Origin of the sequence: Pectobacterium parvum (assembly GCF_020971565.1) — a bacterium.
Classification (GTDB): Bacteria; Pseudomonadota; Gammaproteobacteria; order Enterobacterales; family Enterobacteriaceae; genus Pectobacterium; species Pectobacterium polare.
In genome coordinates this window covers 4,463,576-4,489,426 of record NZ_CP087392.1, presented here as the reverse complement: position 1 = coordinate 4,489,426, position 25,851 = coordinate 4,463,576, and the positions used below count along the sequence as shown (strand labels likewise).

Below are 25,851 nucleotides of genomic sequence, written 5' to 3'. Positions count from 1 at the left end.
ATTTATGAAACGTTATACTCCGGATTTCCCAGCCATGATGAGGCTATGTGAAACCAACTTCATGCAATTGCGGCGTTTGCTGCCAAAAAATGATGAAGTCGGCGAAATCGCGGTTTATCACGTCAATAATGCGGTCTATCAACTGACGATTCTTGAATCTACTCGCTATACCTCATTGGTGGAAATTAAGCAGACAGCGCCCACTGTCAGCTACTGGAGCCTGCCAATGATGAGCGTTAGGTTGTATCATGATGCGTTGGTTGCGGAAGTGTGTGCCAGCCAGCAGATCTTTCGCTTCAAAGCACGTTATGATTATCCTAATAAGAAGTTACATCAACGTGACGAAAAGCATCAAATTAATCAGTTTCTTGCTGATTGGCTAAAGTATTGTTTGGCGTATGGTTCGATGTCGATACCGGTTTTTGATACCCAATAGATTTCAAGACGCAGGGCGGTGGCAGTCGAGCCATAAGGGAAACCAACGTATACCTTAAATAATTCGAGTTGCAGGAAGGCAGCGACACAGTGAATCCCCGGGAGCTTACACAAGTAAGTGACTGGGGTGAGCGAGGAAAGCCAACGCACATGCAGCTTGAAGTACGAGGGGTATATTCTGCAATTTGAAAGATGACGGGTAGAGACAGATTTACGTAACCAAGGACACCATTTGGAAAGCCTGTTGACACTGCCTGTGGCGAGTGGCGCCAGAGTCAGGATTTTACAAATAACAGATACCCATCTTTTTGCGGGCGAGCATGAAACCTTGCTGGGTATCAACACCTATCGTAGCTATCACGCTGTGCTGAATGCCATCAAGGCTCGGCAGGATACGTTTGATTTGATCGTTGCGACGGGCGATTTGGCACAGGATCACACGCTGCAAGCCTATCATCATTTCTCGCGCGGAATTGCGCAGATCCCTGCACCTTGCGTATGGCTTCCCGGTAACCACGATTTCCAACCGGCGATGGTTGATGCGCTGGCTGACGCCGGTATTGCGCCGTCCAAGCATGTGCTGCTGGGCGACAAGTGGCAGATCATTTTATTGGACAGCCAGGTATTTGGCGTCCCACACGGTGAATTGAGCGAATACCAGCTTGAATGGCTGGAGCGTAGCCTGAAAAGTCAGCCTGAACGTTTTACGCTGTTGCTGCTGCACCATCATCCGCATCCTTCCGGCTGTACCTGGCTCGATCAGCACAGCCTGCGTAACGCGCATAATCTGTCTACGGTACTGGAGCGCTATCCACAGGTGAACACCGTGCTGTGTGGTCATATTCATCAGGAGATGGATTTTGACTGGCATGGTCGCCGCTTGCTGGCCACGCCGTCGACCTGCGTACAGTTCAAACCGCACTGCACTAACTTCACTATTGATGACGTGGCACCGGGCTGGCGCTATCTGGACCTGCTGCCGGATGGCCGTCTGGAAACCGAGGTCTATCGTCTCTCAGGCAGCGAATTCCTGCCTGACATGGATTCGGACGGTTACTAATGCCAACGCTTCTTTATCTGCACGGCTTCAACAGTACGCCACAGTCGGCGAAAGCGACGGCTCTGCAAACGTGGCTGGCAGAGCGGCACCCTGAAATTGACATGGTGATTCCACAGATCCCACCGTATCCGTCGGAGGCGGCTGAGATGATGGAATCGCTGATTATGGAGCGGGCCGGTCGTCCGGTGGGCATTGTTGGCTCTTCCCTCGGTGGTTATTATGCCACCTGGCTATCCCAGTGTTTTATGCTGCCAGCCGTGGTGGTGAACCCAGCGGTGAAGCCGTTTGAACTGTTGCTGGACCATCTCGGCGAATATCAGAACCCCTACACCGGTGAACAATATGTGCTAGAGTCTCGGCACGTTTACGATCTGAAGGTCATGCAGGTTGACCGACTGGAATCGCCGGATTTGCTCTGGCTGCTGTTGCAGACAGGGGATGAGGTTCTGGACTATCGTCAGGCAGTCGCGTATTACACGGCCTGCCGTCAAACTGTGGAGTCAGAGGGCAATCATGCCTTTGTCGGATTTGAGCGCTTTTTCACACCGATTGTGAATTTTTTAGGGCTCACGACAGACTGAATCGCCACACATAGGCATTGAAAAACGAATCGCCGAAAGCGGTTCGTTAAACACCATTCACTGAACTCAAAGAATTAACGCAAACTATGGCTCAATCAAGTTATAACGCTGATGCGATTGAAGTACTCAGCGGACTGGAACCGGTGCGCCGTCGTCCGGGAATGTACACCGATACCACGCGTCCTAACCATCTGGGACAAGAGGTCATAGATAACAGCGTTGATGAAGCGCTGGCGGGCCATGCACGCCGAATTGATGTGATTCTACACGCCGATCAGTCGCTGGAAGTGATTGATGACGGTCGTGGGATGCCGGTGGATATCCACCCGGAAGAAGGCGTACCCGCCGTTGAGCTGATCCTGTGTCGTCTGCACGCAGGCGGCAAGTTTTCCGGTAAAAACTACCAGTTCTCAGGCGGCTTGCACGGCGTAGGGATTTCCGTGGTGAACGCCCTGTCTACCCGTGTTGAAGTCACCGTGAAGCGCGATGGTCAGGTGCATGACATCGCGTTTGAAAACGGCGACAAAGTGCAGGAACTGACTGTAACCGGCACCTGTGGACGTCGTAATACCGGAACGCGCGTGCATTTCTGGCCGGATGAGAAGTTCTTCGACAGCCCTCGTTTTTCCGTATCTCGTTTGACGCACCTGCTGAAGGCCAAAGCGGTCTTATGTCCCGGTGTGGAAATCATCTTCAAAGATAAAGTTAACAACACCGAGCAGCGCTGGTGCTATCAGGATGGCCTGAATGACTACCTGTGCGAGGCGATAAATGGCCTGATCACGCTGCCGGAAAAACCGTTTCTGGGGTCGATTACTGGCGATACTGAAGCCGTGGACTGGGCGCTGCTCTGGCTGCCGGAAGGCGGTGAGCTGCTGACGGAAAGCTACGTTAACCTCATCCCAACGCCAATGGGCGGGACACACGTTAACGGCCTGCGTCAGGGGTTGCTGGATGCGATGCGTGAATTCTGCGAATTCCGCAATATTCTGCCGCGCGGCGTGAAGCTGAGTGCGGATGACATCTGGGAACGCTGTGCTTACGTGCTGTCGGTCAAAATGCAGGAACCGCAGTTTGCCGGGCAGACGAAAGAACGCCTCTCTTCTCGTCAGTGCGCCGCGTTTGTGTCCGGCGTCGTGAAAGATGCCTTCAGCCTGTGGCTGAACCAGAACGTGCAGGCAGCGGAACAGCTGGCCGAGTTAGCGATTTCCAGCGCGCAGCGCCGTATGCGTGCCGCCAAAAAAGTGGTGCGTAAAAAGCTGACCAGCGGGCCGGCGTTGCCTGGCAAACTGGCCGATTGTACCTCGCAGGATCTCAACCGGACGGAACTGTTCCTGGTGGAAGGGGATTCGGCGGGCGGATCGGCGAAGCAGGCGCGCGAGCGTGAATTTCAGGCGATCATGCCGCTGAAAGGTAAGATCCTGAATACCTGGGAAGTCTCCTCCGATGAGGTGCTGGCGTCGCAGGAAGTACACGATATTTCAGTCGCGATCGGTATCGATCCTGACAGCGCCGATCTCAGCCAACTGCGTTACGGCAAGATCTGTATTCTGGCGGATGCGGACTCCGATGGTCTGCACATTGCGACGCTGCTGTGCGCGCTGTTTGTCCGCCATTTCCGGGCGCTGGTTCAGGGCGGGCACGTTTATGTCGCCATGCCGCCGCTGTACCGTATCGATCTGGGCAAAGAGGTTTACTACGCTCTGGACGAAGAGGAAAAAGCGGGCGTGCTGGAGCAGCTTAAGCGCAAGAGAGGTAAGCCGAACGTGCAGCGCTTTAAAGGTCTGGGTGAAATGAACCCGCTACAGCTGCGTGAAACCACGCTGGATCCTAACACTCGCCGTCTGGTGCAGTTGACCATCAGTGAAGAAGATATGGATCAGACGATGGCGATGATGGATATGCTGCTAGCGAAGAAGCGTTCTGAAGATCGCCGCAACTGGCTGCAAGAGAAGGGCGATAAGGCAGAGATCGAGGTCTAACCGCCGCTCAATAGCGAAAACTCTCGTTTTCCCACCATGTAATTCGGTGGTGGGAAAACAATTTCCCGCCCCGCCTCAAATCCATGCCTGTGCCTACATTCTGCTATCTACGGGAAGATAACGGGTATTGTTGTCGTTCATCTGGCTACGACGGTTGGTACTTATGAGATGCAGACCTCTGACCGGAGCTTGTCTGAGGCCTGCCATTGCGCTACTTCAAGTTATCTTTGAAAAACGTCTCAAGACGGTCGAAAGGAATTTTGTCTGTATTGTCATACAAATCAACATGATCTGCATTTGGCACAATAACCAATTCCTTGGGATGACTGGCCGCCTGGTAAACATCCTCTGAGTAATACAGCGAGTGCGCGTTTTCGCCAGCGACCAGCATCACAGGTCGGGGGGCTACCCTGTCAATATTTCCCATTAGCGGGAAACTAAAGAAAGGCATCGGTGTGGTCGCGGTCCACGCGGTAGTAGAGTTAATTGAGCGAGAGTGAAAACCGCGTGGCTTACAGTAGTAGTCGTAAAAACTGACGACAATCGGGTTAGCATCCTGTGGAAGGCTCTCGGGAAAAAGGCGCTCGCTCGTAATAATATCGCCATTAGCATCGAAGGGAACCTCGTGGTAACCACGGGAAAAGGTGCCATTTTCCGCATCAACCCAACGCTGCTGGCTAATGTAGTCAATGACCTTATTACGTTGCTCAGGTGTGTAACTGTCACGATAGCTACGGCTCATGCTGCGTGACATATCGTACATGGACGCCGTGGCGACGGCCTTGATGCGAGAGTCGCTGGATGCTGCGGTAATCGCCATACCACTGAGACCACAGATTGCCATAGCACCGATGCGGTTACGGTCAACGGAAGGCAGAAGGCCAATGAAATCGACAGCGGCACTGAAATCTTCTGTAAAAATCTCCGGTGATGCCGTATCTCTTACATTGCCAGCGCTTTCGCCCGTGAAAGAAGGGTCAAACGCCAGCGTAACGAATCCACGTTCGGCAAGCGTCTGCGCATACAAACCAGAGGCTTGTTCTTTAACCGCACCGAAAGGCCCGCTGAATACAATGGCGGGAAGCTTCGCTTTGTTGCGATCTTTTGGCTGATAAAGGTCCGCGGCAAGGGTAATCCCATAGCGGTTTCTGAACGTGACTTTTTCATGGTCAACGTTATCACTTTTAGGAAAGGTTTTATCCCATTCTTGCGTTAATTGCATAATTTCACCTGCTTCGTTTAAAGGTTGAGTTTGCGCAAATATGTCAGGAATCCCTATAACCTGAAGCTCTAATCCAGATTATTCTACAGACGTGGATTGACCTATTTTTGCAATAAATCCCAAAGCTTATTGAATTGCTTTCGATGTTGTTTATTACCCGTTATTGTTTTCCGATAGATTATATAAATCGGTTTTCCGGTCAGCGTCTCTGCGCCATTGGGTTATTTATTGAAAACGTTCCTTGTGGGGGAAATAATATTTCTGGTTCTCTACCTATCTTTTAGATAAGTCATGCCATGAGAGAAATGCTACCCGAAAAGAATATGGTGATAAATGCGCCCTCATTTGAAAGGCCACTGAATTAAATTCAGTAATCATTTTTCAGAGAGTGAAAAATTAAATCATCGCTAGGTTGGTAATGTATTTGATTTATAAATATTTTATGAGAGGGAATTTAACGTGATGTTGATGCTACTCGCTGAATAACGGTACGCGCAGCGTATGGTAGATGTCATCCGCTGCGCATAGTCATCCATTCTCTTATCGCGTTGAATGAGCGACTAATTCTGCTTCGGCTAACTTGTTCGTATTCAACATATAACCAACCAATGCACCACTGGATTGTTCATCAATTGGCAGTTTATCGACCTTAAGCGCCCAGACTTTGAAGTGGTAGCTGTGTGTTTTGTCTCCTGCTGGAGGGCAAGGACCACCATAGCCAGGACTACCAAAATCGGTACGCCCCTGAACGGCACCGGCAGGAATATTTTTTCCATTTCTGTTTCCTGCATCTCTTTCGAGGCTGTGGACATTTTTAGGGATATTCACCATCGTCCAATGCCACCATCCACTCCCCGTTGGGGCGTCAGGGTCATACACCGTAATCGCAAAGCTTTTCGTCTCTGCGGGCTCTCCTGACCAGGAGAGTTGAGGTGATATATCTTTTCCAAAACAGCCGGATCCGTTTTGAATAAAAGTATTCCCTATCTCCTCTCCTTGTTTTATATCATTACTCTTAACCTGAAATTCCTGAGCATGTACGACGGTTGAAGCCATAAGCAATGACAAAAGTAGAGAACGCTTTATCACTATATTTACTCCCCTAAAAAGTTGAATGATTTCTTCTCCCCCCGAGCAAGACGGTGACTGCTTACAGGTGGCAGATAGGCACAGGTAACCTTGCCTATCATCAGGCCATCACTCGACGATGGAATAACACAATTCCCTTGAATACTTGCCTGATTGTCTAAATCTGAAACGCGCTATTTTTACTTCCCAAAAATCTACACTCTCAGATTATAAGGCAATAAATCGAGATAATTTGTATATCGATGCTGAGGACAGATAGGGAAGAATGTCGATGGGTAAGGTAAATCCATTTGGGTTTTTCCCTCTTACCCGTAATCACTTTCTCTATACCCTCAGTTATTTCTTACAAGAAGGGGCGTTAGGGGAATAGCTGTTACGTGATTTGTAGTTAATGACGAAGGCACGTGGCATGAAACGTTTTATTTTCTTTAATCCGACCAAGACGAAACATTGTCGCTCGGTCAATACCTGTTGTGAATATACCAAGCAATAGGCGTTTTTTGGCATCGCGATATTCTCCTTCAGGAAGTAGGGCGATTGATTCTGAAAAATGCACTGTCGTTGCTCGATTTTTAACATATAAATTAAGGAGTAGATTCAATGAGCCATCTGCTTTCTCGCAAACAATTTATTCGCGGTGCCATCATGGCCTGTACCGCGATGTTTGTCAGTGCGCATCCCGCTTTGGCAGAAAGTAATCCTGCTAATGACAAGGGACAAACCATACAACTGACCCAAGAATGGGATAAAACCTTCCCGCAGAGCACGAAGGTCGACCATCAGAAAGTCACTTTCAAGAATCGCTACGGCATTACTCTGGCCGCCGATCTGTATCTCCCGAAAAATCGTGGTAACAAAAAATTTGCTGCGATTGCCGTGAGCGGCCCTTTTGGCGCGGTTAAAGAACAATCTTCTGGTCTGTACGCACAAACTATGGCTGAGCGTGGCTTTGTTACCCTCGCATTTGATCCGTCCTATACGGGTGAGAGCAGTGGTGAACCTCGTAACGTGGCGTCCCCTGAGATCAATACCGAGGACTTCATGGCCGCAGTGGACTACCTTGGCCTGCACCCTGCGGTTGATCGCAACCGCATCGGCGTCATTGGTATCTGCGGCTTCGGTGGTATGGCCCTCAATGCCGTGGCTGTCGACAAGCGTGTTAAAGCGGTCGTCACCGCCACCATGTACGACATGTCGCGCCTGATGGGTAAGGGTTTTGAAGACAGTCTGTCGCTGGAGAACCGGACTAAGATCCTGACCCGTCTGAGCGAGCAGCGCTGGACGGACGCCGAGCGTGGTACGCCAGCTCCAGGTGCTCACGACTTCTATGTTGATGCGAACGGCAATGTCGAGATCGCCAAACGAATCCTTCCAGAGACGTTGCCGGCAAACCCGAATCCGGTCACCGAAGAATTCTTCGAATACTACCGCACGCCGCGTGGCTTCCATAAGAACTCAGTGGCCTCTTCGGGCGCATTCACCGGCACCAGCCCGATGGCGTTCATGAATATGCCGCTGCTCACGTACATCAAAGAAATTTCGCCGCGTCCAATTCTGTTTATTGTTGGTGATAAAGCACACTCTCGCTATTTCACTGAAGACGCTTATAAAGCCGCAGCTGAGCCGAAAGAGCTTGTGATTATCAAGGATGCTAACCATGTCGATCTTTACGACCGCATGGACAAGATCCCGTTTGATAAGATCACTGACTTCTTTAGCAAGAATCTGAAATAAGGCCAATAAAGGTCATCTGGATGCACATTCTGCAATCTGCCAGATGACCTTTTCTTTTTTCCACCAATGTGACGTCGTCATTCAGCATATTTTTTTTAGTATATCAGAGTGCCTTAAAAATTTATCGCGCATAGTTTTCAGACAAACCAAGGGATAATTTTTTAATCGCGGATTCCCCTTTTCCCTGTATGAGAGATTGCTGAGTTTTTCTCACAAACTCATTAAAAATTCACCCACTAGTTATAGATCAATTCATCCATCAATATAAAAACACCAGGCCGTACTTCTGCGGCTTTCATGACGATTATCCATCGATAGTTAGGCGCAAGATTTACGAGGGTTTAAGAGAAAATGTATAAAGAGAGGCAAGTTATTCCAGGCCCTTTGCAACGGCTAACGGGCATAAGGCCTGAAGAAGCATCTTTAGTAGGCTGGTCGCTTATTTATATCATTGCTTTATTTCTCGCTTACTATGTCTTACGGCCTATTCGGGATGAATTGGGGGTGACCGGTGGCGTCAGTAATCTACCCTGGCTGTTTACTGGCACCTTGATTGTTATGCTGCTCGTTAGCCCTATTTATGGATATATCGTACGGCGCTATTCGAGAGAACGCTTTATTGCGATCGCGTATCGATTTTTTGCCGCAAATTTAGTTATTTTTATCGTCCTTATGACGAGTAGTTCAGAGGCGCATCAGGTTTGGGTTGGCCGGGCACATGTTCAACAGGAAAAAGCGCAGGAACGCTCTGCCACAGGCGTCTCGATGACAGAAAGTTCGCCTCCGGTGAATACGTAGCAGTAATCCGATGACGGTATGAATGGCATACGTCAGTTAATCGAAATACTTTTCTAGAAGGAAAAAACGATGAAATTTTCTATACGCGCCGTGTTGTGCACAGCGGTGATGGTTGTCGCATCATTGACGACGATTAGCGCTTTTGCAGAAACGCAAAAAATTCGTATCGGCGTAATCGGTTCAGGAAGCTTGGGGGGCGCAGTCGGCCGTGCATGGGTGAAGTCTGGACATGAAGTGATGTTCGCCAGTCGCCATCCAGAAGAGTTGCGTTCTATGACTGAAGCCCTTGGCCCACGGGCTTCAGTCGGTACGCCAAAAGAGGCGGCAAGCTTCGGAGACGTTATCCTGGTTGCTCTGCCTTACTCGGCGCTGCCGGGTATTGGTCGGGATTTGCAGGAAGAGCTCCGCGGAAAAATTGTGCTCGATGCGAGTAACCCAACGGCGTTCCGCGAGGGGGATTTGATGAGGGCGGCGAGTCGGGAGGGGGTGGGGGCGACTTCTGCACGGCTGCTTCCCGGTGTACGTTTAGTTCGTGCTTTCAGTGCGGTGAATGCGACGGCAATTGATGCTTCGGCAAACGGTCGCCGCACGACGCTCGCGATCCCGATTGCGAGTGATGATACCGAAGCACTGGATGTTGCCGCACAACTGGTACGCGATGCGGGAAGTGCTCCGGTCATTACGGGTAACCTGGCATCTTCACGCGTCTTTGAAGATGGCACGCCTATCGATGAGGCAGACACGGATGAAGCAACGCTGCGTAAGATGTTGAATTTACCTGCACGCTAATTCGCTATCTCTCGGTGCCAGAGCGCCAAAGAGGAAATGGCCGACCGTTCCGTTTGAATGACGGTATCGGCCACATACCATGGCTTATTTCTTTCCCTTGTATCTTATCGCAGCCACAAAGGCCGAGAATGCAGGGGAAGCATTGCGCCGATTGGGATAGTAGAGATGGAAGCCGGAAAAATAAGGGCACCAGTCTGTCAGGACTTCAATGAGGCGGCCATCTTCAATGTAAGGCTGAGCCATAAAATCGGGAATATAGGCAAGGCCGATCCCATCAAGCGCACCGTTCAGGATATGAATATTGCTGTTAGCGGTCAGTTGCCCGTTTACCCGGACGGCCATACTCCGCCCCTCTTTTTCAAACTCCCAGGCATAAAGACTGCCGCCAAACGAATGGCGTATATTGATGCATTTGTGCGTGGTTAAATCGTGAGGGTGAATGGGGACAGGGTTCTTTTTGAAATAGGCGGGTGAACCGATAACGGACAGTCGCCAGTCTGGGCCCAGCCTTACTGCAATCATATCCCTGCTGACGGATTCCCCCATTCGAATCCCCGCATCAAAACGCTGCTCGACAATATTTGTGAAGCCATAATCAATGCTGATTTCCACATTGATATCAGGATATTCTTCAAAAAAAGCGGGCAGCGCCGCACGTAGAATTTGTTCGGCAGCATCATCAGAACAGGTGATTTTAATCGTTCCTGCTGGCTTATCTCTCAGTTCGCCAATTTTCTCTATTTCCGCCCCGATTTGGTCAAAGAGCGGCCCTACGGATGTCATTAGCCGTTCCCCTGCTTCAGTCGGGGCCACATTACGGGTGGTGCGGGTCAGTAAACGTACCCCAAGCCTCTCTTCCAGATTACGGATGGTATGGCTGAGTGCTGAAGGGCTGACGCCGAGCCGGGTAGCAGCACGGGTAAAACTTTGTTCTTTTGCGACTGCAAGGAAGGCCAGAATGTCATTCATGCTTATGAAACCTCATCACCGAATATTTTTCACAAATAAACAAGCCTTACCCAAAGTGATAAAAATCCCTTAGTTGGCCAGCACGTTTGACCCCATTACTAAAGAAAAACGATCAGGGCTGACAAATGCATTTCACCCTGGCTTATTTACCCTTGAGGCTATTAATGTCCTTTTTGGGGGGTGAGCCAAATAACCGATTGTACTCACGGCTGAACTGAGACGGGCTTTCGTAACCGACACGGTAGGATGTGGTGGCGGCATCAAGGCGCTCATTTAACATCAAACGCTTCGCTTCATTAAGCCTGAGCCATTTCTGGTACTGAATGGGGCTCATCGAGGTCAGTTGCTTAAAGTGGTGGTGAAAGCTGGGTCGGCTCATCTGGGCTTTGGCGGCAAGCTCATCGATTTTTATTGCGCTGGTATAATTCAGTTTCATCCAGTCAATGGCTTTAGCGATGCGATACCCATGTGATTCAATAGACGCTATTTCACACAGCCTTTGCGCCTGATCGCTTTTAATCAGCCGGTAATGAATTTCCTTTTTCAGTAAAGGGGCGAGAACAGGAATCGCCTCTGGTTCATCAAGCAGCGCAAGCAGGCGGCGGAATGAATCAAGGAGGGTAGGCGTTACCAGGCCCGTTTCGATCCCTTTAGGCGTCTGACTCCTTTTGGTGATGAGATCGCCATTGACCCAGATAATTTCAGAAATCATCTGCATATCCAGTTTGAGCATCAGGCCAAGACAAGGGACGTCTGGGCTCGCCGTTATTGCCTGCGAGGTAGCGGGAAGATCCAGCGATGTCAGAAGGAAGCGCGAAGGGTCATATCGGTAGGTATCGCCGCCCGCAATAATCTGCTTCGTCCCCTGCACGACAAGTATGATGCTCGGTTCTACCATACAGAATGACGGCTGTTCAGGGATATTGCGGCGAAACAAGGACAATTCCGCGATGCCAGTGTCGATATCGCCTTCCTCGGCCAAATATCTACTGATGATCTCTGCAAGATCATCGCATCGCATTATTTCGGGTTTCTCTGACATAGCCTATTTTCCTCCCTCTCATCAGCCATCATAATACTCCGCCCAAGTTGACCCGCCTATTCTACCCATCAACAATTCATACAATCAGGCAAGAATTCCAGAGTAATGTGTTATCTGAAAATCTTTAATCGTTAGATTATAGTCAATGTGGCTTGTACGTATCTGTAGGGGATCGAAATGATTTTACTGTGCCCGTTACTGTGCATGCTGTCCTGAAATAAAGTGGTGGGTTTCTCATAAGGCCCGCGCTTTGAAAGAGCAATCATCATAGTAAGCGTTTTCCCTCTTATTCATACCCACAACTGTGTCTCTTTGGCCGCTTATGCGGCCTTTTTTTATGCATGGTTTTTATTATAAGACGTTGGGCGTGGTTCTGTTTTTTTTACATCACAGCGTTCTTTACATCATTCAGGTTTTTATCTATCGTGGTGCTTTACATAACTTTATATTCCTGACAATTCATTAATCATTATTGTGGAATGCTGACAAAAATAAGCCTAATTTACGCCGATAGGATTCAAGATTGTGCTGTTCAGATTTTTGGCATAACGATTAATGAAATTTTCTCAAAAGCCCATTTATTAAAACCCTGTTTATCAGAGAAAGCGTGCTTGATAAATTACCTCTCGCAATATAGTTCATTCCCTTCCCTACTTTATGAGGTAATTTTTATGTTTAAGAAAATGATTCTGACTGCGCTTTTCATCCTGCCTTTCTCTGGCAGCGTTCTGGCTGCACAGGAAGTGTCTACTGTGAACCATAATGAAAATCATACGCTTATCCGCGTAGCGGGTGGATCATCGGTTGATGATGTAACGCAATTACTACAGGAAAAAGCGGGAAGACTGGGAGCGAAGTCATTTAAAGTCGTCTCTATCAGCGGTAATGACTTTCTCACCGGTACTGCAAAGATTTATAAATAAAAGTCGCAATATAACGTATACGCCCCATTTTCCTGGCAAGGAAAAAAATATATGCATGACATTACTGATGTCGTAATTTTAAAAAGTCGTCCGGCAATAAAAACCGGGCTGACTTTTTATCTTTTACGAGTAGAAATCATCCGAATTGCGTTTTCCTTCCTCCCCTCATTATCCCCCCAACGTGCAGCAATCCGTTATCCATAGAGAGGCAAGCATGCCTCTGGCGACAGGTGCGTGATGTGATTACTCGCTCGATATCTGGCTTTTTCGTATTGCTGAATTTTTTTCACAAGCACATGGAAATTGCCTTATCTAATCAACGCTCGCTTGGTCAATTACTATTTGCACATAGTTTGAAAATGGAACGACGTAATGAATGCATTAAATAAGACAACAACATCAGGCAGGCCAACTCATCACCCAGCATGGGGGGCAGTGTTTTCAATGGCGCTGGGCGTGGTTGTACTTATCGCCTCTGAATTTATGCCCGTCAGCCTCCTTACGCCGATCGCTCAGGATCTGGCGATTAGCCAGGGACAGGCGGGTCAGGCTATTTCTGTTTCCGGTTTCTTTGCCGTTATTACGAGCCTGCTGAATACCCCGTTGACCGGTCATCTGGATCGTAAAAAAGTGCTGATCGGCTTTACCTTCCTTCTTACTCTCTCAGGTTTGATTGTCACGTTTGCGTCGAATGGCGTGATGTTTATGTCGGGACGAGCGTTGCTGGGCGTGGCGATTGGGGGATTCTGGTCGATGTCTACGGCGACGGTAATGCGCCTTGTTCCCACTCATGCTGTGGCAAAGGGGCTCGCGTTGATTAACGGCGGAAATGCCTTGGCTGCGACGATAGCGGCACCGCTCGGAAGTTTCCTCGGTCAGTACATTGGCTGGCGTGGGTCGTTTTTTATTGTCGTCCCTCTGGCCGTAATCGCGTTTATCTGGCAGTGGCGCAGTATTCCCTCTATGCCGGGTAATAAAGATAACAACGTATCGGTTAACCCCTTTCGCCTTCTGCGTATTCCACAGGTGTCGCTGGGCATGACGGGCATTATGTTCTTCTTTATGGGGCAGTTTGCGGTGTTCACCTATCTTCGACCGTTTCTGGAGGAGATTACGCAGATTTCTGTCACACAGTTATCGTTGCTGTTATTGGCACTCGGTGGATTTGGGCTGATTGGCACCTGGTTTATTGGACATTTACTGCAACGCCGACTCTTTGCGTATCTGATTGCCATTCCGTTGTTCATGGCCGTTATTGCTGGGCTGCTGATCGAAATGGGAACCTCATTTATGGCTGTCAGCATCTTCCTTGCTCTGTGGGGATTGATTGCCACACCGATGCCTATCGTCTGGGGGCTGTGGTTGAGTAAGGTACTCCCTCATGATGCAGAGGCAGGTGGTGGCCTGATGGTGGCCGTGATTCAGGCCGCCATCACATTAGGTGCCGGTCTGGGCGGTGTGCTTTTCGATTCGGTGGGGTGGTGGAGCCCTTTCGCATTCGGCCTGATTTTACTGCTTGGCTCTGCTTATTTTGCGTGGCTGACAAAAAATAACAGCGTGAAAATGAATATATCGGTCGTTGAATATAAATAATGTCTGGATTTAGCGTCAGGAGTTTAAAGATATGCACACCCGTATGAGACCTAAAATTATTTGCCATATGATCAGTTCAGTCGATGGCCGATTACAGGTCGAGCGATGGACAGCACCCGCAAAAGGGACAGATCGTAATATTGTCAGCTCAACCTATGAAACCGTCGCCTCTCGTTTGGAGGCGCAAGGATGGGTGGTTGGCCGCAAGAGTATGGAGCCGATGGCAAAAGGGAAACGCGGAATAGCTTACCCGGCTGCAACGGATATGCGCCATACGTTCATTGGTCACCGCAATGGCCGCAGTATCGCCGTTGCCATCGACCCACACGGCAAACTGCATTACGGTAAATCACATCGTGGTGATGAGCATTTCGTCGCAGTGCTCAGCAATAATGTCTCTGATTCTTATCTATCTGAGCTACGTGAAGAAGGCGTTTCCTATCTTTTTGCCGGAGATGATGGGGCGGATCTCCATCAGGCAATGGAAACGCTGAATAAAGATTTCGGCATTGAGACCCTCCTGCTTGAAGGCGGTGGAATGACCAATGGTACTTTCCTTAAAGCAGGACTGATTGATGAACTGAGTCTGCTTATTTATCCGGGGATTGATGGATTGGCGAGTGCGCCAAGTATTTTTCACTACCTTGGTGAAGAAGGTGAAAAGCCAGCAAAAGGCGTTTCTTTACGCCTACTGTCCAGTGAAATACTGGATGAGGGCATCGTATGGCTTCGTTATGCATTCGAAAGAGAATAAAACCGATCCATTTTTCATGATTTTTCCGAAGGCTCACCGTGAGTTAATCGGTGGGCCTGTTTACCGAGTCAGGCATTTTATTATTACCTTTCCTTTATCTCTGTAGGTTGTAAATATGATGGTTATTAAAAAAAGAAAATTAATTTCCGTAATTATTCTGTTAGTTCTGATCATTACGATATCGGTGTTTTTCTTCCTCAGAACTCCGGTTTTTGGTGAGCAACCCGAAGGCGCCCGCCTTGAGCGAATTGAAAAATCAGCCAATTATGTTAATGGTGAGTTTAGAAATCAGATCAATACGCCGATGTTTTCAGAAGGAAATAATTTCCTTACCGTTAATATTAGCTATCTGTTTGCCAAAACATCTCGGCTTGCTCCAGAAACACCATTGCCCGTTGTGAAAACGGATCTGAAAAATCTCAATAGAAATACGGACACGGTCATCTGGTTGGGGCATTCGTCTTATTTCATTCAGTTAGACGGCAAGCGCATGCTGGTGGATCCGGTCTTCAGTGAACGGGCCTCTCCGGTTGCATTGGGTGGTGCGGCATTCACGGGAACAACGCTCTACAGTGTCGAGGATATGCCGGATATTGATTATCTGCTCATTACGCATGACCACTATGATCACCTCGATTACCCAACGATCAGCCAGCTTAAAAGCAAGGTAGACCGCGTGATTACTGGACTGGGCGTCGGCCAGGATTTTGTTCGTTGGGGATATTCAGAGGCAAATATTTATGAGTTGGACTGGAATGATGCGCTCAACACTCAATCTGAACTGACATTTTATTCAATCCCAGCTCGTCACTATTCTGGTCGAGCGCTGACAGCCAATAAAACACTGTGGACAGGGTATGTGATTGAATCCGGCAGCAAGCGCACCACTGTTAAGTGGTGATAGCGGATATGGTCCTCACTATCAGGACATCGCGGCTCGCTTTAAACACTTTGATCTGGTTGCTCTCGATATGGGGCAATATGATCCACTGTGGCCGTATATTCACATGACTCCAGAAGAAGCCTCGCGCGTTGCCCTCGAATTAAATACGAAATCTCTGCTTCCTGCTCACGTCGGGCGCTTTGCGCTTGCAAGTCACCCTTGGGACGATCCCTTCAAGCGTATTACTGCGGTCAGCAAAGGAAAAAATTATCAGCTTCTGACGCCAAAAATCGGTGAGCCGATTGAGCTTGATAATACACAGCAGAAATTCGGTGCCTGGTGGGAAGGGATTAATTAATTCGCTAACCAAGGGGCGTGCTTCACGCTCCTATTACTTTTGCTAAAAGAGAAAAGGAGGAATTAATGAAAGCGATATGCATACATCAAACTGGCGGCCCCGACGTTCTTACTCCAGAGAATATGAGTTTGGGTAAACCGGGGGCTGGCGAAATTCTCGTCAGAAATAGGGCGGTGGGGGTCAATTTTACGGATATCTATTCCCGAAGCGGCGTATTCCCGCCAGCCTCATTCCCTTTTGTACCAGGAAAAGAGGCAGCAGGTGAAATCGTTGACGTCGGTGTTGGCGTGACCGACTTTAAACCCGGCGACCGCATTGCCTATGTAGAAACCCTCGGTGCCTACGCAGAGATGAGCATCGTTCCTGAACATTTTGTCGTTCATCTGCCTGATTCAGTGAGTTATGTCACGGCGGCGGCGTCGATGCTCAAAGGGCTGACCGCCCACTTTTTGAGCCACAGAGCGTTCAGGGTGAAACCGGGGCAGACCGTTATGATTCATGCCGTAGCGGGTGGCGTGGGCTCCATTCTGAGTCAGTGGGTTAAACAGCTCGGTGCTACCGTCATCGGCACGGTGGGCACGGCTGAAAAAGCCGCTATCGCCCGACGTAACGGATGCGACCACGTTATCAATTATAACGAAGAGAATTTCGTCGAGAGAGTGAAGGATATTACCGGCGGTAAAGGCTGTGATGTCGTCTATGACGGCGTCGGCAAGGCAACCTTCCCCGGTTCTCTTGACTGCCTGCGCCCGTTTGGATACTTCGTTAGCTACGGAATGGCATCTGGCGCGATTCCCCCTTTTGATATCCGCATTCTGGCTGAAAAAGGGTCACTTTATGCCACATGGCCGAGGCTAACTCAGTACCTACATGAACGTGAGGATGTGATTGCTATGAGCCGCGCACTGTTTGAGGTAATGGCATCCGGCGGCGTTAAAATCGAGCCCCCGTTGGAACTGCCACTGGAAAGCGCAGAAGAAGCGCACCGCCAGCTTGAATCTCGTTCTGCCACACGAACCATGGTACTCATTCCGTAATGCATTGATGAGTCATCGTCCTTAGCCTGAAACAGGCTAAGGCGTGACATTTTCAACCGCCACTGTTCAGTTTTTCAACCTTTCGTGGTCTGCGCATACCATCCTGACAGGGCGTATTGAACGATATTCTCAAGTTCCGAACGGCTGGTGCCATCGCGTGATTGCAGCACCATTCCGCCCTGTATCGCGAGAACATAACGCGCCAGCCCGTTAACGTTTAGCGCGGCGTCCAATTCCCCCTCAGACACGGCTTGTGCAAAGCGTACTTCTAGCTTTTTCAGCGCCTGCGCGCGCGCGTCCCGCACGATAGCGCCAAGGGTAGAATTTCCCTCTTCGCCGACGGCGGACAGCACCAGCATACAGCCGGGAGGATCGTCTGAAGTGTTTGCTCCGGTAAGCGCTGCGGCTGAATCCATCAGGTAGGCCTGAACGGCATCACGAGCCGTCTGGGCGCTCTCGAAACCCGCCCAAACGCGCGGGCCGTAGTGTTCGGCATAGTAGCGAAGTGCTTCGGCGTACAGCTCCTCTTTCGACCCAAACGCGGCATACAGGCTGGGCGATCCGATTCCCATGGCGGCAGTGAGATCGGACATCGAGGTAGCTGAAAAGCCCTTGTGCCAGAAAAGGTGTGTTGCCTTTTCCAGCGCTTTTTCGCGATCGAACGCCCGTGGTCGCCCTTTGGCAGGACGTTCCGTTGCTACGTTTTTAGGAGTAAATGAATTCTGCATCGTTCGTTACATAAATGGATTGACGGTTACCCAGAGGGCGTTTATAACATTATATATCAATCACTACAAAATAGGGTAAACGATGACCGAACTTACAGATAAAAAAGCGCTGGTGACTGGCGCATCTCGCGGCATTGGTGCGGCCATTGCGCTTGAACTGGCGGAAAAAGGCGCAGATGTGGCGATCACCTACCAGAACTCTGAGGCACGGGCATTGGAGGTAGTGCGGGCGATTGAAGCCAAAGGCCGTCGCGCCTTTGCGATAAAGGCCGACAGCGCGGACGCCGAAGCCGTTGTGTGTTCGGTGAACGAAGCAGCAGACGCGCTGGGCGGTCTGGATATTCTCGTCAATAACGCGGGGATTGCCCGCGGCGGCATGCTGTCTCAGCTGAGCCTGGCGGATATTGACGACACGCTGAACGTGAATGTGCGTGCCGTGTTGCTGGCATCGCAAGCGGCCATCCCGCATTTAGGTCAGGGAGGCCGTATTATCTCGATAGGATCGAGTGTCGCCGAGCGTGTTCCGATGCCGGGCATGTCGGTCTACGCGATGTCTAAATCGGCGCTACTGTCTTTCACCCGCGGGCTGGCGCGTGAGCTGGGGCCGAATGGTATCACCGTGAATCTGGTGCATCCGGGATCAACCGATACCGATATGAACCCAGCTGACGGCGAGCATTCGGAGGCGCAGCGTTCGTCGATCGCGCTGGGACATTATGGCAAACCTGAAGACATTGCGGCAGCCGTCGCGTTTCTGGCGAGTCCGGCAGCCCGACAAATTACGGGAACTGGGATCACAGTGGATGGCGGGTCTAACGCCTAACGCGATCTTTATCCTGTTTCATCTTGCCGAGGTGGATAAGCCGCTTCGGTAGGACGATGTTCAGACGGTGGCGGTCATTTACAGGTGGCTGCGGTATGATGCGAGTACACGATAACGTTTGGTGAATACCGAATCGACGGCGATGATGGATATGCTTCTGGTGAAGAAACGCTCGGAAGAGCGCCGCAACCACTTGGGAGTCAGTGCGGCTGTATGATGTAAAACCATTCGATGGATATGGATTTTATTGATCTCAATCTCTTGAATCAAAAAGATAACTAAATTTTTTATTTAATGTGACATTAATCACATTAAATATGATTAATTACATTTTTTTTTAAAAAAAACGTGAGCTTCTTATCTTTTTAATCAATTAAATTTGATTCACTTAAGTTGGTTTTTAATTTATAAATATGTTTTATGAGTTTTAATTCAATGCGACAAGGAAGTGAGGTGGTGATAATATTTAATTAATTCTATTTATAATAATTGGCTTGGTTATTAATTTGAAAATGGTAAAGTACTTAAACTATGTCCTTTCTTAGTCAACAAATAATTATTAAACCCTGCCAGATCGAAGTGAAGGACTTAAACGAAAAGACTTATCTGGTTAAAATTCGTATAGCATCCTATCATTATTTACCTGGTCAATATGTAAAATTAAGTTGTGGAAGTGAACTCGAAAGATGTTTTTCTATATCCTCTTGGCATAAATCTAAGGACAAAGATGATGAGATAAGCATTGAGTTAATCATAGGATTTAATGAGTTACTCTCAGTATCACACCGAATTATCCTAGAAATACAATCTGGGAATAGCATCGCTATTTCATTACCATTAGGGAAGGCGCATTGGCGGCAATCTGATTATGGTAACGTGTTAATCGCATGTGATACTGGCTATAGCTATGTCAGAGGTATCATTCAGTATCTGGCGAAGCATTACAGTGAACAACCCACATCATTGATTTATATAAATGATAAAGGTGCTAATTATTTTACTGGCAAAGATATTCATGAATTGTTCGACTCAAATGAAAATTTCCATTTCAGAACGATGTACAGTAGTTACGCAGGTCGCGACATATCATTTGTAAAAAAAACAGTCGAAACAATTAGTCAGTCTCACTTCTCTTTATCTAATTTCTACATCGGAAGTGGTAAGGATTTCTTCAAGTTGATAAAAAATGAACTTCATACCCTAGGGGTTAATGAAGGAAGGATTATTTCAGACAATTGCTAACTAGGATGTTTTTATGTTAAAGGAAGATTATTTACACAGATTGAAAAGTCCGCGACAGGTTTATATTGATTCTAAATTGATATCTGACGTATCTACTGAACCATCATTTCAAGGTGCAATCGATAGTATTGCAGAATTCTATCAACTTCAGGAATCGCAGCCTGAACTGTTCACTTATGAAGAGAATGGTAAAAATTATCACATCAGTACGCTTGCTCCTAAAACCAGAGAGGAATTAGCGAGAAAGCGAAAAAGTTATAAAGCCATTGCCGATTTATCATTTGGTATGTTGGGAAGAACACCGGACTTTATCAATAGTGCTTTAGCTGCTATGGCAACAAACTCCCATGTACTTGGAGCAGGCCAATACGCTGATTTTTCTAGTAATGCAGTCAAATACTATGATCGATGCCGAAATGAAAATTTGTTCGTAGGCCATGGCGCAATTAATCCTCAAATTGATAGGGGTATTCAGTTAGGGTTACAAGAAAACAAATACTGTGGGGTTAGGTCTATTTCCCATGATTCAAAAGGAATGACTGTCCGCGGTGCTAAAATGATAGTGACGTTGGCTCCAATTGCCGATGAGCTTCTAGTCTTTAATATGCCTGGGCTGATCTCTGGTGATGAGGATTTTGCCCTCGCATTTGCTGTACCGGTTACGGCATCGGGCGTGAAGCTCATTTGTCGAAAGCCTCTGAACCATAATGGTTACAATCTGTTAGACCATCCAATTTCAAATCTTTTTGATGAATCGGATGCGTATATGGTTTTCGAGGATGTATTTATTCCGTGGAGTGATGTATTTGTCTTCAGAGATGTAGAAAAATCGAATTCATTTTATGACAAGACAAGAATCCGAAACCATAACGGGCATCAGGGAATTGTTCGAGGGCTTGCCAAAGCTGAATTATTAACCGGTGTTGCAATTGAACTGGCTAATAAAATGGGCTTGGGTAGTTTCTTGAATGTCCAAGAACAACTCGGAGAGATGACCTCAAGTCTGGAGTTAGTCCGTGGTGCGATCTTGTTGGCTGAAGAAGATGCAACCTTAGAAAACGACCTTTTAAATCCTAGTATTCATGCTATTCAAGCTATCCGATACCATTTTCCTAAGTGGTATCATCGGATGGTGAATATCATTCAATCTCTCTCTGCTGGTTCAATGCTTGCTGTCCCTCATCACGGGGATTTTGAAAATAAAAATGGACCTATTCTTAAGGAAGCGCTAAGAAATAAAAATATAAGTGCTGAAGATAGGTGCTTTCTCCTAAACTTAGCCTGGGATCTTAGTGGCGATGGTTTTGGACAAAGGCAAATGGTATATGAAAAATATCATGCAGGTGATCCTATAAGAATAGCTGCAATGCATTATTCAAATTACCCGAAAGGTGAGTTGTTTAAGCATCTCGATAATATCAAGAGAATTTATCATGATTCATTGTGCTAGCTTGGCATATATCAAGAAAAGCAAAGTGTTGTTGGTTCGTGTTCGGGATAATACGGTGTGGTATTTTCCTGGTGGAAAAATATCTCCGGGTGAAAATCCTAAAGAAACATTAATACGAGAACTTGAAGAGGAACTCGGATTAACTGTTCCTGCATCCGAATTGACGTTTTTGACCACGGTAACCGGACCAAATCATGATGGTAGCGATAGCGTTCATCTGTCCATTTTTACCATCTCATTTTTACCGTCAATCACCCCATGTGCTGAAATCAGTGAGTTGGGATGGTTTTCTCTTTCTGACACAGAGCTCATGGCTCCGGCTGTCGTGAAAACGCTCAAGGTTATTAACAATGGCTTATGATACGGCTCAAGTCCGAGATCTTTTTGAACGGGAAAAAATAGATTTATTAATCGGATCAAGTAAAGAAAATGTTCACTATTTCACGGGTTTTTCACCTGTTATTAAAACGTTGAATCCCTATCATGGGCAATGCTACGCATTACTTCATCGGTATGACATTGATACTGTAAGCATCGTGCATTCGATTGGCGAAATAGATCAGGTGCTTGATGCGGATGTTCCCGTCCAACATGTTCAGCCTTACGGGACATTTTATCGTGAATATGATGGTCAAACCTGCTTAAGCGAAGATGAAGCTGCACTCCTGAAGCTTAGTAATGTCGAGTTATCTAAAGCATCATCTGCTGAAGCCTTAAAAACGCTGATTCACAAAATACGGGATTATGGTGACATAAACAGTATCGGGTTTGATGAAGATGGTATGTCACTACAGACCTTGGACTATCTTAAAAATAACTTTCCCGGTATTAAATGGTGCGGTGTATCTAAGGGCATACGTCAGACAAGGGGGCGTAAAACACCAAAAGAAGTCGATATGCTGACAAAGTCGGCCTTGATTAATGAAGCGGCAATTTATGAGGCGATAAAGTTAGTCCGTAGAGGCTCTAATGAGGCTGAAATAGCAAGTTGGTTTAATCAGGCGCTTGTAAAAAGAGGGGCTTTTCCTTCCTTGACGATGCTTAAAGTGGGTCGAGCGGCAGTCGGTGGGCAGAGGCGACAAAATGAAAACTTGTGTCTCGAATCAGGAGATCTTCTTTGGTTTGATTCTGACGCCGTTTATCAAGGATATTGGTCCGATATCGCACGTGTATATGCAATCGAACGTGTTGAGCCCTTTATACAAAAGCGCTATCAGGCACTGCAAAATGGAATGTTATCGGCACTTGATTTTATTCGGCCTGGGAAAACAGGAAAGCAAGTGTTTTTCCATATTATGGATGTTGTACACCGTTCCGGTTTTTCTGAATATCGTCGCCATCATGTTGGGCATGCAATTGGTTTAGAACCCTATGAATTCCCAATATTAAGCCCCTCTGACGAAAATATCATACAAGAAGGAATGGTTTTATCAGTTGAAACACCTTACTACGAGTTTGGAATGGGTGCCTTACATATAGAAGATCCGCTTTTGGTCGGCGTTTCTGGCAACCGTTTTTTAACTTCTAACCCAGCACCTAACTTCAAAATTCTATAAGGAAATATGAATATGTATACAGTGACTAATGTTAGTGAACTGATTGGAAATACCCCCGTTTTTTCTCTTGAACATCCTTTAGTTCCAAAAAATAAAAAGCTTTTGATTAAACTTGAACAGTTCAATCCAAATTTCAGCATAAAAGACCGTACTGCATTGGGATTGATTAATAAAGCATTCGAAAGCGGTAAATTGCGTCCTGGTGGTATTGTCATTGAATCAACGTCGGGCAATTTGGGAAAATCTCTTGCCATGCTCAGCGCCAGCATGGGGTTTCATCTCATCATTGTTGTCGATCCGAAAGTTAGCAAGAATTCACTTAATTGGTTTACCGCTTTTGGCGCTAAAGTTGAAGTTGTCGATACTCCTGATGCCTCTGGTGGATATCAAAAGGCCAGAATTGAGAGAGTTAAAGCGTTACTGAATCAGCATCCCGGTGCATATTGGACCAACCAATATGATAATCCAGATAACCCTGAATTTCATGAAGCAGTCACGGCAAGAGAATTCCTTGAAATCTCTGTAGATATGTTGGTTGGTTCAGTGAGTACAGGAGGACATTTTGGTGGAATTACCAGAGGAGTAAAGGCTGTTCATCCTCATGTTCGATTTATGGCATGTGATGTCGCAGGATCGGCAATCTTTGGGAAAACTTTCCATCCTTACTTATTAAACGGACTGGGATTAAGCTGGCGAGCGGATAACACCGATCTGGATTTATTTGATTTTCTCCACAGTGTTAGCGATCAAAACGCAATATCATTATGCCGATTACTCGCAAAAGATGTCGGACTTATGCTGGGTGGTTCTTCTGGTGTGGTTATATTTTCAGCATTGATGGCTTTACAGCTTCCTGAAATTAATTCGGTTATGGCAATTGCGCCAGATTCTGGTGTGAATTATCTTGAGCAATTCTATGATGATTCTTGGCTTGACGCTAAAAATGTAAATTTGCTGACAGCTGAACAATTAAAAAATGAAATAAAAATCAGTTTTAATGAATTTCAGGATAATCTGGTAACCGAAAAATGATTCTCGAACTTTGTCGAAAAACATTACTCCGACTACCATCAGAAACTGCGCATCATCTTGCTGTTTTTAGCTTGAGTCATTTTCCATTTGAAAACCGTATCACTATACCTGATGGCGTTTCTCAGACAATATGGAATAAGAAATTCGTTCATCCTTTAGGTATTGGTGCTGGCTTTGATAAAGATGCCGAGATTTATAATTCTCTGGGTAAATTAGGCTTCAGTTTTGTTGAGGTTGGCTCAATAACGCCGAAGCCCCAGCCAGGTAATCCTCGTCCGCGTTTATTTCGCTTGAAAGATATTGGCGCCATCATCAACCGTTATGGTTTTAATTCTAAAGGCATGTTATATGCCCAGCAGCGTTTAGCCAAGAATAAAAAAGACGTTATTTTAGGTGTTAATATTGGAAAAAATAAGGACTCTGTAGATTATCTTGACGATTTCATGTGCGCTGCGGAGAAGTTAATAGAGTATGCCGACTATTTAACGATAAACCTGTCTTCGCCTAATACCCCAGGGTTAAGGGATTTACAACATGCTGAAACTATTGATCCACTGTTAGAGAGATTACATCGGTTGAGGTTGGAGAGAGGGATTGATTGTCCGATTCTCATCAAAATTTCTCCCGATATGAATCCGCATGATGAAGCCAACTTGCTGACTTATCTGGCTGGCTCTTTAGTTGATGGGCTCATTGTGAGTAATACAACCGTTAGCAGGCATAACTTTTCAGCGATTCCTCCACTGTTACAAACTGGCGGTATGTCTGGTAAGCCATTACAGGAAAGATCGCGTGATATGCTTATGAGGGTTTTTAATGTGATAGGTCACAACAAACCTATTATAGCTTCAGGTGGCATTGATAGTGGCGCGGAAGCGTATAGACGTCTTTGTTTAGGCGCAAGTCTTTGCCAAATATACACCGCCTTCATCTATGAAGGTCCAGCCATTTTGCCGAAGATGCTATCTGAAATCGAGTATCTTATGAAGCAGGATGGATTCCAAACGGTCAGTCAAGTAATAGGGTCATATTATGAAAAACACTCAGGATGAGTTTGCGCAGTTTTTAATTGATAGTCAGGTAATAGAATTCGGTGAGTTTAAACTTAAGTCATCTAGAATCAGTCCTTATTTTTTTAACTTTGGAAAATTATCCTGCGCTAGTCTGTTAAATAAAACTGCGCATTTCTATGCGCGATTCATTATGGAAAATGATTTAAGCCCCGATATAGTTTTTGGGCCTGCGTATAAAGGCATTCCGTTGGGCGTCGCGACGGCTCTGGCTTTACAACGTGACTTCGATTATGAAGTTAAGTATTCCTTTAATAGAAAAGAAGTGAAGTCATATGGTGATGGGGGTCTTCTGGTGGGTGAGAAATTGTCAAACGCCAGTGTAATGATTGTTGATGATGTCATCACTTCTGGAATGACAATCGATGACACAATAGAGATAATCCATTCGCAAGGGGGACAGCCTTTGGCTTATCTCGTTGCATTAGATCGTCAGGAATGCGCTCTGGATACGGAGAAGTCAGCATTACAAGCTGCTATAGAACGCTTAGGGTTGACTATTTTTTCTATCACTACCATTCAACACGTTATCCGTTGTTTACAGAAACATGGTCAGCAGCAAGAAAAAATCGATGCTATCCAGATCTACCTCAATAAATATGGTGCTAAGTGTTGATATTCTGAAAAGGAACTCCAGAATTTACGATATCGAGCTTTAATGGGTTAAAAATCGGCGATAATTGAATACAGATAATGCTAAC

General features: G+C 46.9%; 26 protein-coding genes. 21 read left to right on the top strand and 5 right to left on the bottom strand.

Annotated features, from left to right (window positions below):
- Nucleotides 1–4: 4 nt before the first annotated feature.
- The 4 genes from LOZ86_RS20235 (at nucleotide 5) to parE (ending at nucleotide 4,058) form a co-directional block, all read left to right on the top strand.
- On the top strand, nucleotides 5–436 hold the full coding sequence (locus LOZ86_RS20235) for a DUF1249 family protein (RefSeq protein ID WP_039482244.1): 432 nt from the start codon (nucleotides 5–7) through the stop codon (nucleotides 434–436).
- Between the two features lie 231 nt (nucleotides 437–667).
- Nucleotides 668–1,495 carry a 3',5'-cyclic-AMP phosphodiesterase gene (gene cpdA / locus LOZ86_RS20230; protein ID WP_039482241.1) on the top strand — a complete coding sequence of 276 codons (828 nt, stop codon included), beginning with the start codon at nucleotides 668–670 and terminating at the stop codon, nucleotides 1,493–1,495.
- Entirely contained in the window at nucleotides 1,495–2,076 is a 582-nt protein-coding gene (yqiA, locus tag LOZ86_RS20225; RefSeq protein WP_039482239.1) for an esterase YqiA, read from the top strand. Before cpdA ends, yqiA begins: the two co-directional genes overlap by 1 nt.
- Before the next feature lie 86 nt (nucleotides 2,077–2,162).
- Nucleotides 2,163–4,058, top strand: coding sequence for a DNA topoisomerase IV subunit B (parE, locus tag LOZ86_RS20220; RefSeq protein WP_039482235.1), 1,896 nt, complete (start codon nucleotides 2,163–2,165; stop codon nucleotides 4,056–4,058).
- A gap of 211 nt (nucleotides 4,059–4,269) precedes the next feature.
- Here the strand turns inward: parE and LOZ86_RS20215 are convergent, their stop codons facing one another.
- Together LOZ86_RS20215 and LOZ86_RS20210 are read right to left on the bottom strand one after the other, a co-directional pair.
- Nucleotides 4,270–5,280 carry an alpha/beta hydrolase gene (locus LOZ86_RS20215; protein WP_230242688.1) on the bottom strand — a complete coding sequence of 337 codons (1,011 nt, stop codon included), beginning with the start codon at nucleotides 5,278–5,280 and terminating at the stop codon, nucleotides 4,270–4,272.
- A 540-nt stretch (nucleotides 5,281–5,820) separates the two neighbouring features.
- Nucleotides 5,821–6,336, bottom strand: coding sequence for a YbhB/YbcL family Raf kinase inhibitor-like protein (locus LOZ86_RS20210; RefSeq protein WP_106389052.1), 516 nt, complete (start codon nucleotides 6,334–6,336; stop codon nucleotides 5,821–5,823).
- Between the two features lie 633 nt (nucleotides 6,337–6,969).
- Between LOZ86_RS20210 and LOZ86_RS20205 the strand changes: the two genes are divergently transcribed.
- From LOZ86_RS20205 to LOZ86_RS20195, 3 genes are all read left to right on the top strand, one after another.
- Nucleotides 6,970–8,103 carry an alpha/beta hydrolase gene (locus LOZ86_RS20205; protein ID WP_039482226.1) on the top strand — a complete coding sequence of 378 codons (1,134 nt, stop codon included), beginning with the start codon at nucleotides 6,970–6,972 and terminating at the stop codon, nucleotides 8,101–8,103.
- A gap of 351 nt (nucleotides 8,104–8,454) precedes the next feature.
- On the top strand, nucleotides 8,455–8,901 hold the full coding sequence (locus LOZ86_RS20200; RefSeq protein ID WP_039482223.1) for a hypothetical protein: 447 nt from the start codon (nucleotides 8,455–8,457) through the stop codon (nucleotides 8,899–8,901).
- 69 nt (nucleotides 8,902–8,970) lie between these two features.
- Nucleotides 8,971–9,690, top strand: a complete 720-nt coding sequence (locus LOZ86_RS20195; RefSeq protein WP_230242687.1) for an NADPH-dependent F420 reductase — start codon at nucleotides 8,971–8,973, stop codon at nucleotides 9,688–9,690.
- 84 nt (nucleotides 9,691–9,774) lie between these two features.
- Here LOZ86_RS20195 and LOZ86_RS20190 read toward each other — a convergent pair whose 3' ends face one another.
- Together LOZ86_RS20190 and LOZ86_RS20185 are read right to left on the bottom strand one after the other, a co-directional pair.
- Nucleotides 9,775–10,659, bottom strand: coding sequence for a LysR family transcriptional regulator (locus LOZ86_RS20190; protein WP_095993479.1), 885 nt, complete (start codon nucleotides 10,657–10,659; stop codon nucleotides 9,775–9,777).
- Between the two features lie 142 nt (nucleotides 10,660–10,801).
- Nucleotides 10,802–11,701 (bottom strand): AraC family transcriptional regulator, encoded by a 900-nt coding sequence (locus LOZ86_RS20185; protein ID WP_039482215.1) that lies wholly within the window; start codon nucleotides 11,699–11,701, stop codon nucleotides 10,802–10,804.
- Between the two features lie 671 nt (nucleotides 11,702–12,372).
- Between LOZ86_RS20185 and LOZ86_RS20180 the strand changes: the two genes are divergently transcribed.
- The 6 genes from LOZ86_RS20180 to LOZ86_RS20155 all read left to right on the top strand — a co-directional run bounded on the left by LOZ86_RS20180 (nucleotide 12,373) and on the right by LOZ86_RS20155 (nucleotide 17,249).
- Nucleotides 12,373–12,624, top strand: coding sequence for a YdgH/BhsA/McbA-like domain containing protein (locus LOZ86_RS20180; protein WP_039482212.1), 252 nt, complete (start codon nucleotides 12,373–12,375; stop codon nucleotides 12,622–12,624).
- Nucleotides 12,625–12,996: 372 nt separating this feature from the next.
- On the top strand, nucleotides 12,997–14,217 hold the full coding sequence (locus tag LOZ86_RS20175) for an MFS transporter (RefSeq protein WP_052012033.1): 1,221 nt from the start codon (nucleotides 12,997–12,999) through the stop codon (nucleotides 14,215–14,217).
- Between the two features lie 31 nt (nucleotides 14,218–14,248).
- Nucleotides 14,249–14,971: a dihydrofolate reductase family protein gene (locus LOZ86_RS20170; RefSeq protein WP_222850893.1), complete on the top strand. Its 723-nt coding sequence runs from the start codon at nucleotides 14,249–14,251 to the stop codon at nucleotides 14,969–14,971.
- A gap of 115 nt (nucleotides 14,972–15,086) precedes the next feature.
- Nucleotides 15,087–15,872 (top strand): MBL fold metallo-hydrolase, encoded by a 786-nt coding sequence (locus LOZ86_RS20165; protein ID WP_207783029.1) that lies wholly within the window; start codon nucleotides 15,087–15,089, stop codon nucleotides 15,870–15,872.
- Nucleotides 15,835–16,212: an MBL fold metallo-hydrolase gene (locus LOZ86_RS20160; RefSeq protein WP_207783030.1), complete on the top strand. Its 378-nt coding sequence runs from the start codon at nucleotides 15,835–15,837 to the stop codon at nucleotides 16,210–16,212. The genes LOZ86_RS20165 and LOZ86_RS20160 overlap by 38 nt, the downstream gene beginning before the upstream one ends.
- A 65-nt stretch (nucleotides 16,213–16,277) precedes the next feature.
- Nucleotides 16,278–17,249, top strand: coding sequence for a quinone oxidoreductase family protein (locus LOZ86_RS20155; protein WP_039482210.1), 972 nt, complete (start codon nucleotides 16,278–16,280; stop codon nucleotides 17,247–17,249).
- A gap of 74 nt (nucleotides 17,250–17,323) precedes the next feature.
- Here the strand turns inward: LOZ86_RS20155 and LOZ86_RS20150 are convergent, their stop codons facing one another.
- Nucleotides 17,324–17,977: a TetR/AcrR family transcriptional regulator gene (locus LOZ86_RS20150; RefSeq protein ID WP_230242685.1), complete on the bottom strand. Its 654-nt coding sequence runs from the start codon at nucleotides 17,975–17,977 to the stop codon at nucleotides 17,324–17,326.
- Nucleotides 17,978–18,059: 82 nt separating this feature from the next.
- On the opposite strand from LOZ86_RS20150, the gene LOZ86_RS20145 reads away from it, so the two are divergent.
- From LOZ86_RS20145 to pyrE, 8 genes are all read left to right on the top strand, one after another.
- Nucleotides 18,060–18,800 (top strand): 3-oxoacyl-ACP reductase family protein, encoded by a 741-nt coding sequence (locus LOZ86_RS20145; RefSeq protein WP_039512766.1) that lies wholly within the window; start codon nucleotides 18,060–18,062, stop codon nucleotides 18,798–18,800.
- 531 nt (nucleotides 18,801–19,331) lie between these two features.
- Nucleotides 19,332–20,042 carry a ferredoxin reductase domain-containing protein gene (locus tag LOZ86_RS20140; RefSeq protein ID WP_039482201.1) on the top strand — a complete coding sequence of 237 codons (711 nt, stop codon included), beginning with the start codon at nucleotides 19,332–19,334 and terminating at the stop codon, nucleotides 20,040–20,042.
- Nucleotides 20,043–20,055: 13 nt separating this feature from the next.
- Nucleotides 20,056–21,492, top strand: a complete 1,437-nt coding sequence (locus LOZ86_RS20135) for a 4-hydroxyphenylacetate 3-hydroxylase family protein (protein WP_039482199.1) — start codon at nucleotides 20,056–20,058, stop codon at nucleotides 21,490–21,492.
- Nucleotides 21,476–21,853, top strand: a complete 378-nt coding sequence (locus LOZ86_RS20130) for an NUDIX hydrolase (RefSeq protein ID WP_039482197.1) — start codon at nucleotides 21,476–21,478, stop codon at nucleotides 21,851–21,853. The genes LOZ86_RS20135 and LOZ86_RS20130 overlap by 17 nt, the downstream gene beginning before the upstream one ends.
- On the top strand, nucleotides 21,843–23,048 hold the full coding sequence (locus LOZ86_RS20125) for a M24 family metallopeptidase (protein WP_039482195.1): 1,206 nt from the start codon (nucleotides 21,843–21,845) through the stop codon (nucleotides 23,046–23,048). The genes LOZ86_RS20130 and LOZ86_RS20125 overlap by 11 nt, the downstream gene beginning before the upstream one ends.
- Nucleotides 23,049–23,060: 12 nt before the next feature.
- Nucleotides 23,061–24,080, top strand: a complete 1,020-nt coding sequence (locus tag LOZ86_RS20120) for a cysteine synthase family protein (RefSeq protein ID WP_039482194.1) — start codon at nucleotides 23,061–23,063, stop codon at nucleotides 24,078–24,080.
- Nucleotides 24,077–25,132, top strand: coding sequence for a quinone-dependent dihydroorotate dehydrogenase (locus LOZ86_RS20115; protein ID WP_052012032.1), 1,056 nt, complete (start codon nucleotides 24,077–24,079; stop codon nucleotides 25,130–25,132). The genes LOZ86_RS20120 and LOZ86_RS20115 overlap by 4 nt, the downstream gene beginning before the upstream one ends.
- Entirely contained in the window at nucleotides 25,113–25,766 is a 654-nt protein-coding gene (gene pyrE / locus LOZ86_RS20110) for an orotate phosphoribosyltransferase (protein WP_039482192.1), read from the top strand. Before LOZ86_RS20115 ends, pyrE begins: the two co-directional genes overlap by 20 nt.
- Nucleotides 25,767–25,851: the final 85 nt, after the last annotated feature.

Excerpts from the sequence above, each read along its gene's own strand:
- parE (WP_039482235.1), top strand. The coding sequence starts at position 2,163 with ATGGCTCAATCAAGTTATAACGCTGATGCGATTGAAGTACTCAGCGGA.
- LOZ86_RS20125 (WP_039482195.1), top strand. The coding sequence starts at position 21,843 with ATGGCTTATGATACGGCTCAAGTCCGAGATCTTTTTGAACGGGAAAAA.
- LOZ86_RS20215 (WP_230242688.1), bottom strand. The coding sequence starts at position 5,280 with ATGCAATTAACGCAAGAATGGGATAAAACCTTTCCTAAAAGTGATAAC.
- LOZ86_RS20145 (WP_039512766.1), top strand. The coding sequence starts at position 18,060 with ATGACCGAACTTACAGATAAAAAAGCGCTGGTGACTGGCGCATCTCGC.
- LOZ86_RS20150 (WP_230242685.1), bottom strand. The coding sequence starts at position 17,977 with ATGCAGAATTCATTTACTCCTAAAAACGTAGCAACGGAACGTCCTGCC.
- LOZ86_RS20185 (WP_039482215.1), bottom strand. The coding sequence starts at position 11,701 with ATGTCAGAGAAACCCGAAATAATGCGATGCGATGATCTTGCAGAGATC.
- LOZ86_RS20210 (WP_106389052.1), bottom strand. The coding sequence starts at position 6,336 with ATGGCTTCAACCGTCGTACATGCTCAGGAATTTCAGGTTAAGAGTAAT.
- LOZ86_RS20135 (WP_039482199.1), top strand. The coding sequence starts at position 20,056 with ATGTTAAAGGAAGATTATTTACACAGATTGAAAAGTCCGCGACAGGTT.
- LOZ86_RS20195 (WP_230242687.1), top strand. The coding sequence starts at position 8,971 with ATGAAATTTTCTATACGCGCCGTGTTGTGCACAGCGGTGATGGTTGTC.
- yqiA (WP_039482239.1), top strand. The coding sequence starts at position 1,495 with ATGCCAACGCTTCTTTATCTGCACGGCTTCAACAGTACGCCACAGTCG.
- LOZ86_RS20235 (WP_039482244.1), top strand. The coding sequence starts at position 5 with ATGAAACGTTATACTCCGGATTTCCCAGCCATGATGAGGCTATGTGAA.
- pyrE (WP_039482192.1), top strand. The coding sequence starts at position 25,113 with ATGAAAAACACTCAGGATGAGTTTGCGCAGTTTTTAATTGATAGTCAG.
- LOZ86_RS20180 (WP_039482212.1), top strand. The coding sequence starts at position 12,373 with ATGTTTAAGAAAATGATTCTGACTGCGCTTTTCATCCTGCCTTTCTCT.
- LOZ86_RS20115 (WP_052012032.1), top strand. The coding sequence starts at position 24,077 with ATGATTCTCGAACTTTGTCGAAAAACATTACTCCGACTACCATCAGAA.
- LOZ86_RS20130 (WP_039482197.1), top strand. The coding sequence starts at position 21,476 with ATGATTCATTGTGCTAGCTTGGCATATATCAAGAAAAGCAAAGTGTTG.
- LOZ86_RS20170 (WP_222850893.1), top strand. The coding sequence starts at position 14,249 with ATGCACACCCGTATGAGACCTAAAATTATTTGCCATATGATCAGTTCA.
- LOZ86_RS20200 (WP_039482223.1), top strand. The coding sequence starts at position 8,455 with ATGTATAAAGAGAGGCAAGTTATTCCAGGCCCTTTGCAACGGCTAACG.
- LOZ86_RS20155 (WP_039482210.1), top strand. The coding sequence starts at position 16,278 with ATGAAAGCGATATGCATACATCAAACTGGCGGCCCCGACGTTCTTACT.
- LOZ86_RS20190 (WP_095993479.1), bottom strand. The coding sequence starts at position 10,659 with ATGAATGACATTCTGGCCTTCCTTGCAGTCGCAAAAGAACAAAGTTTT.
- LOZ86_RS20120 (WP_039482194.1), top strand. The coding sequence starts at position 23,061 with ATGTATACAGTGACTAATGTTAGTGAACTGATTGGAAATACCCCCGTT.
- LOZ86_RS20140 (WP_039482201.1), top strand. The coding sequence starts at position 19,332 with ATGTCCTTTCTTAGTCAACAAATAATTATTAAACCCTGCCAGATCGAA.
- LOZ86_RS20165 (WP_207783029.1), top strand. The coding sequence starts at position 15,087 with ATGATGGTTATTAAAAAAAGAAAATTAATTTCCGTAATTATTCTGTTA.
- LOZ86_RS20175 (WP_052012033.1), top strand. The coding sequence starts at position 12,997 with ATGAATGCATTAAATAAGACAACAACATCAGGCAGGCCAACTCATCAC.
- LOZ86_RS20205 (WP_039482226.1), top strand. The coding sequence starts at position 6,970 with ATGAGCCATCTGCTTTCTCGCAAACAATTTATTCGCGGTGCCATCATG.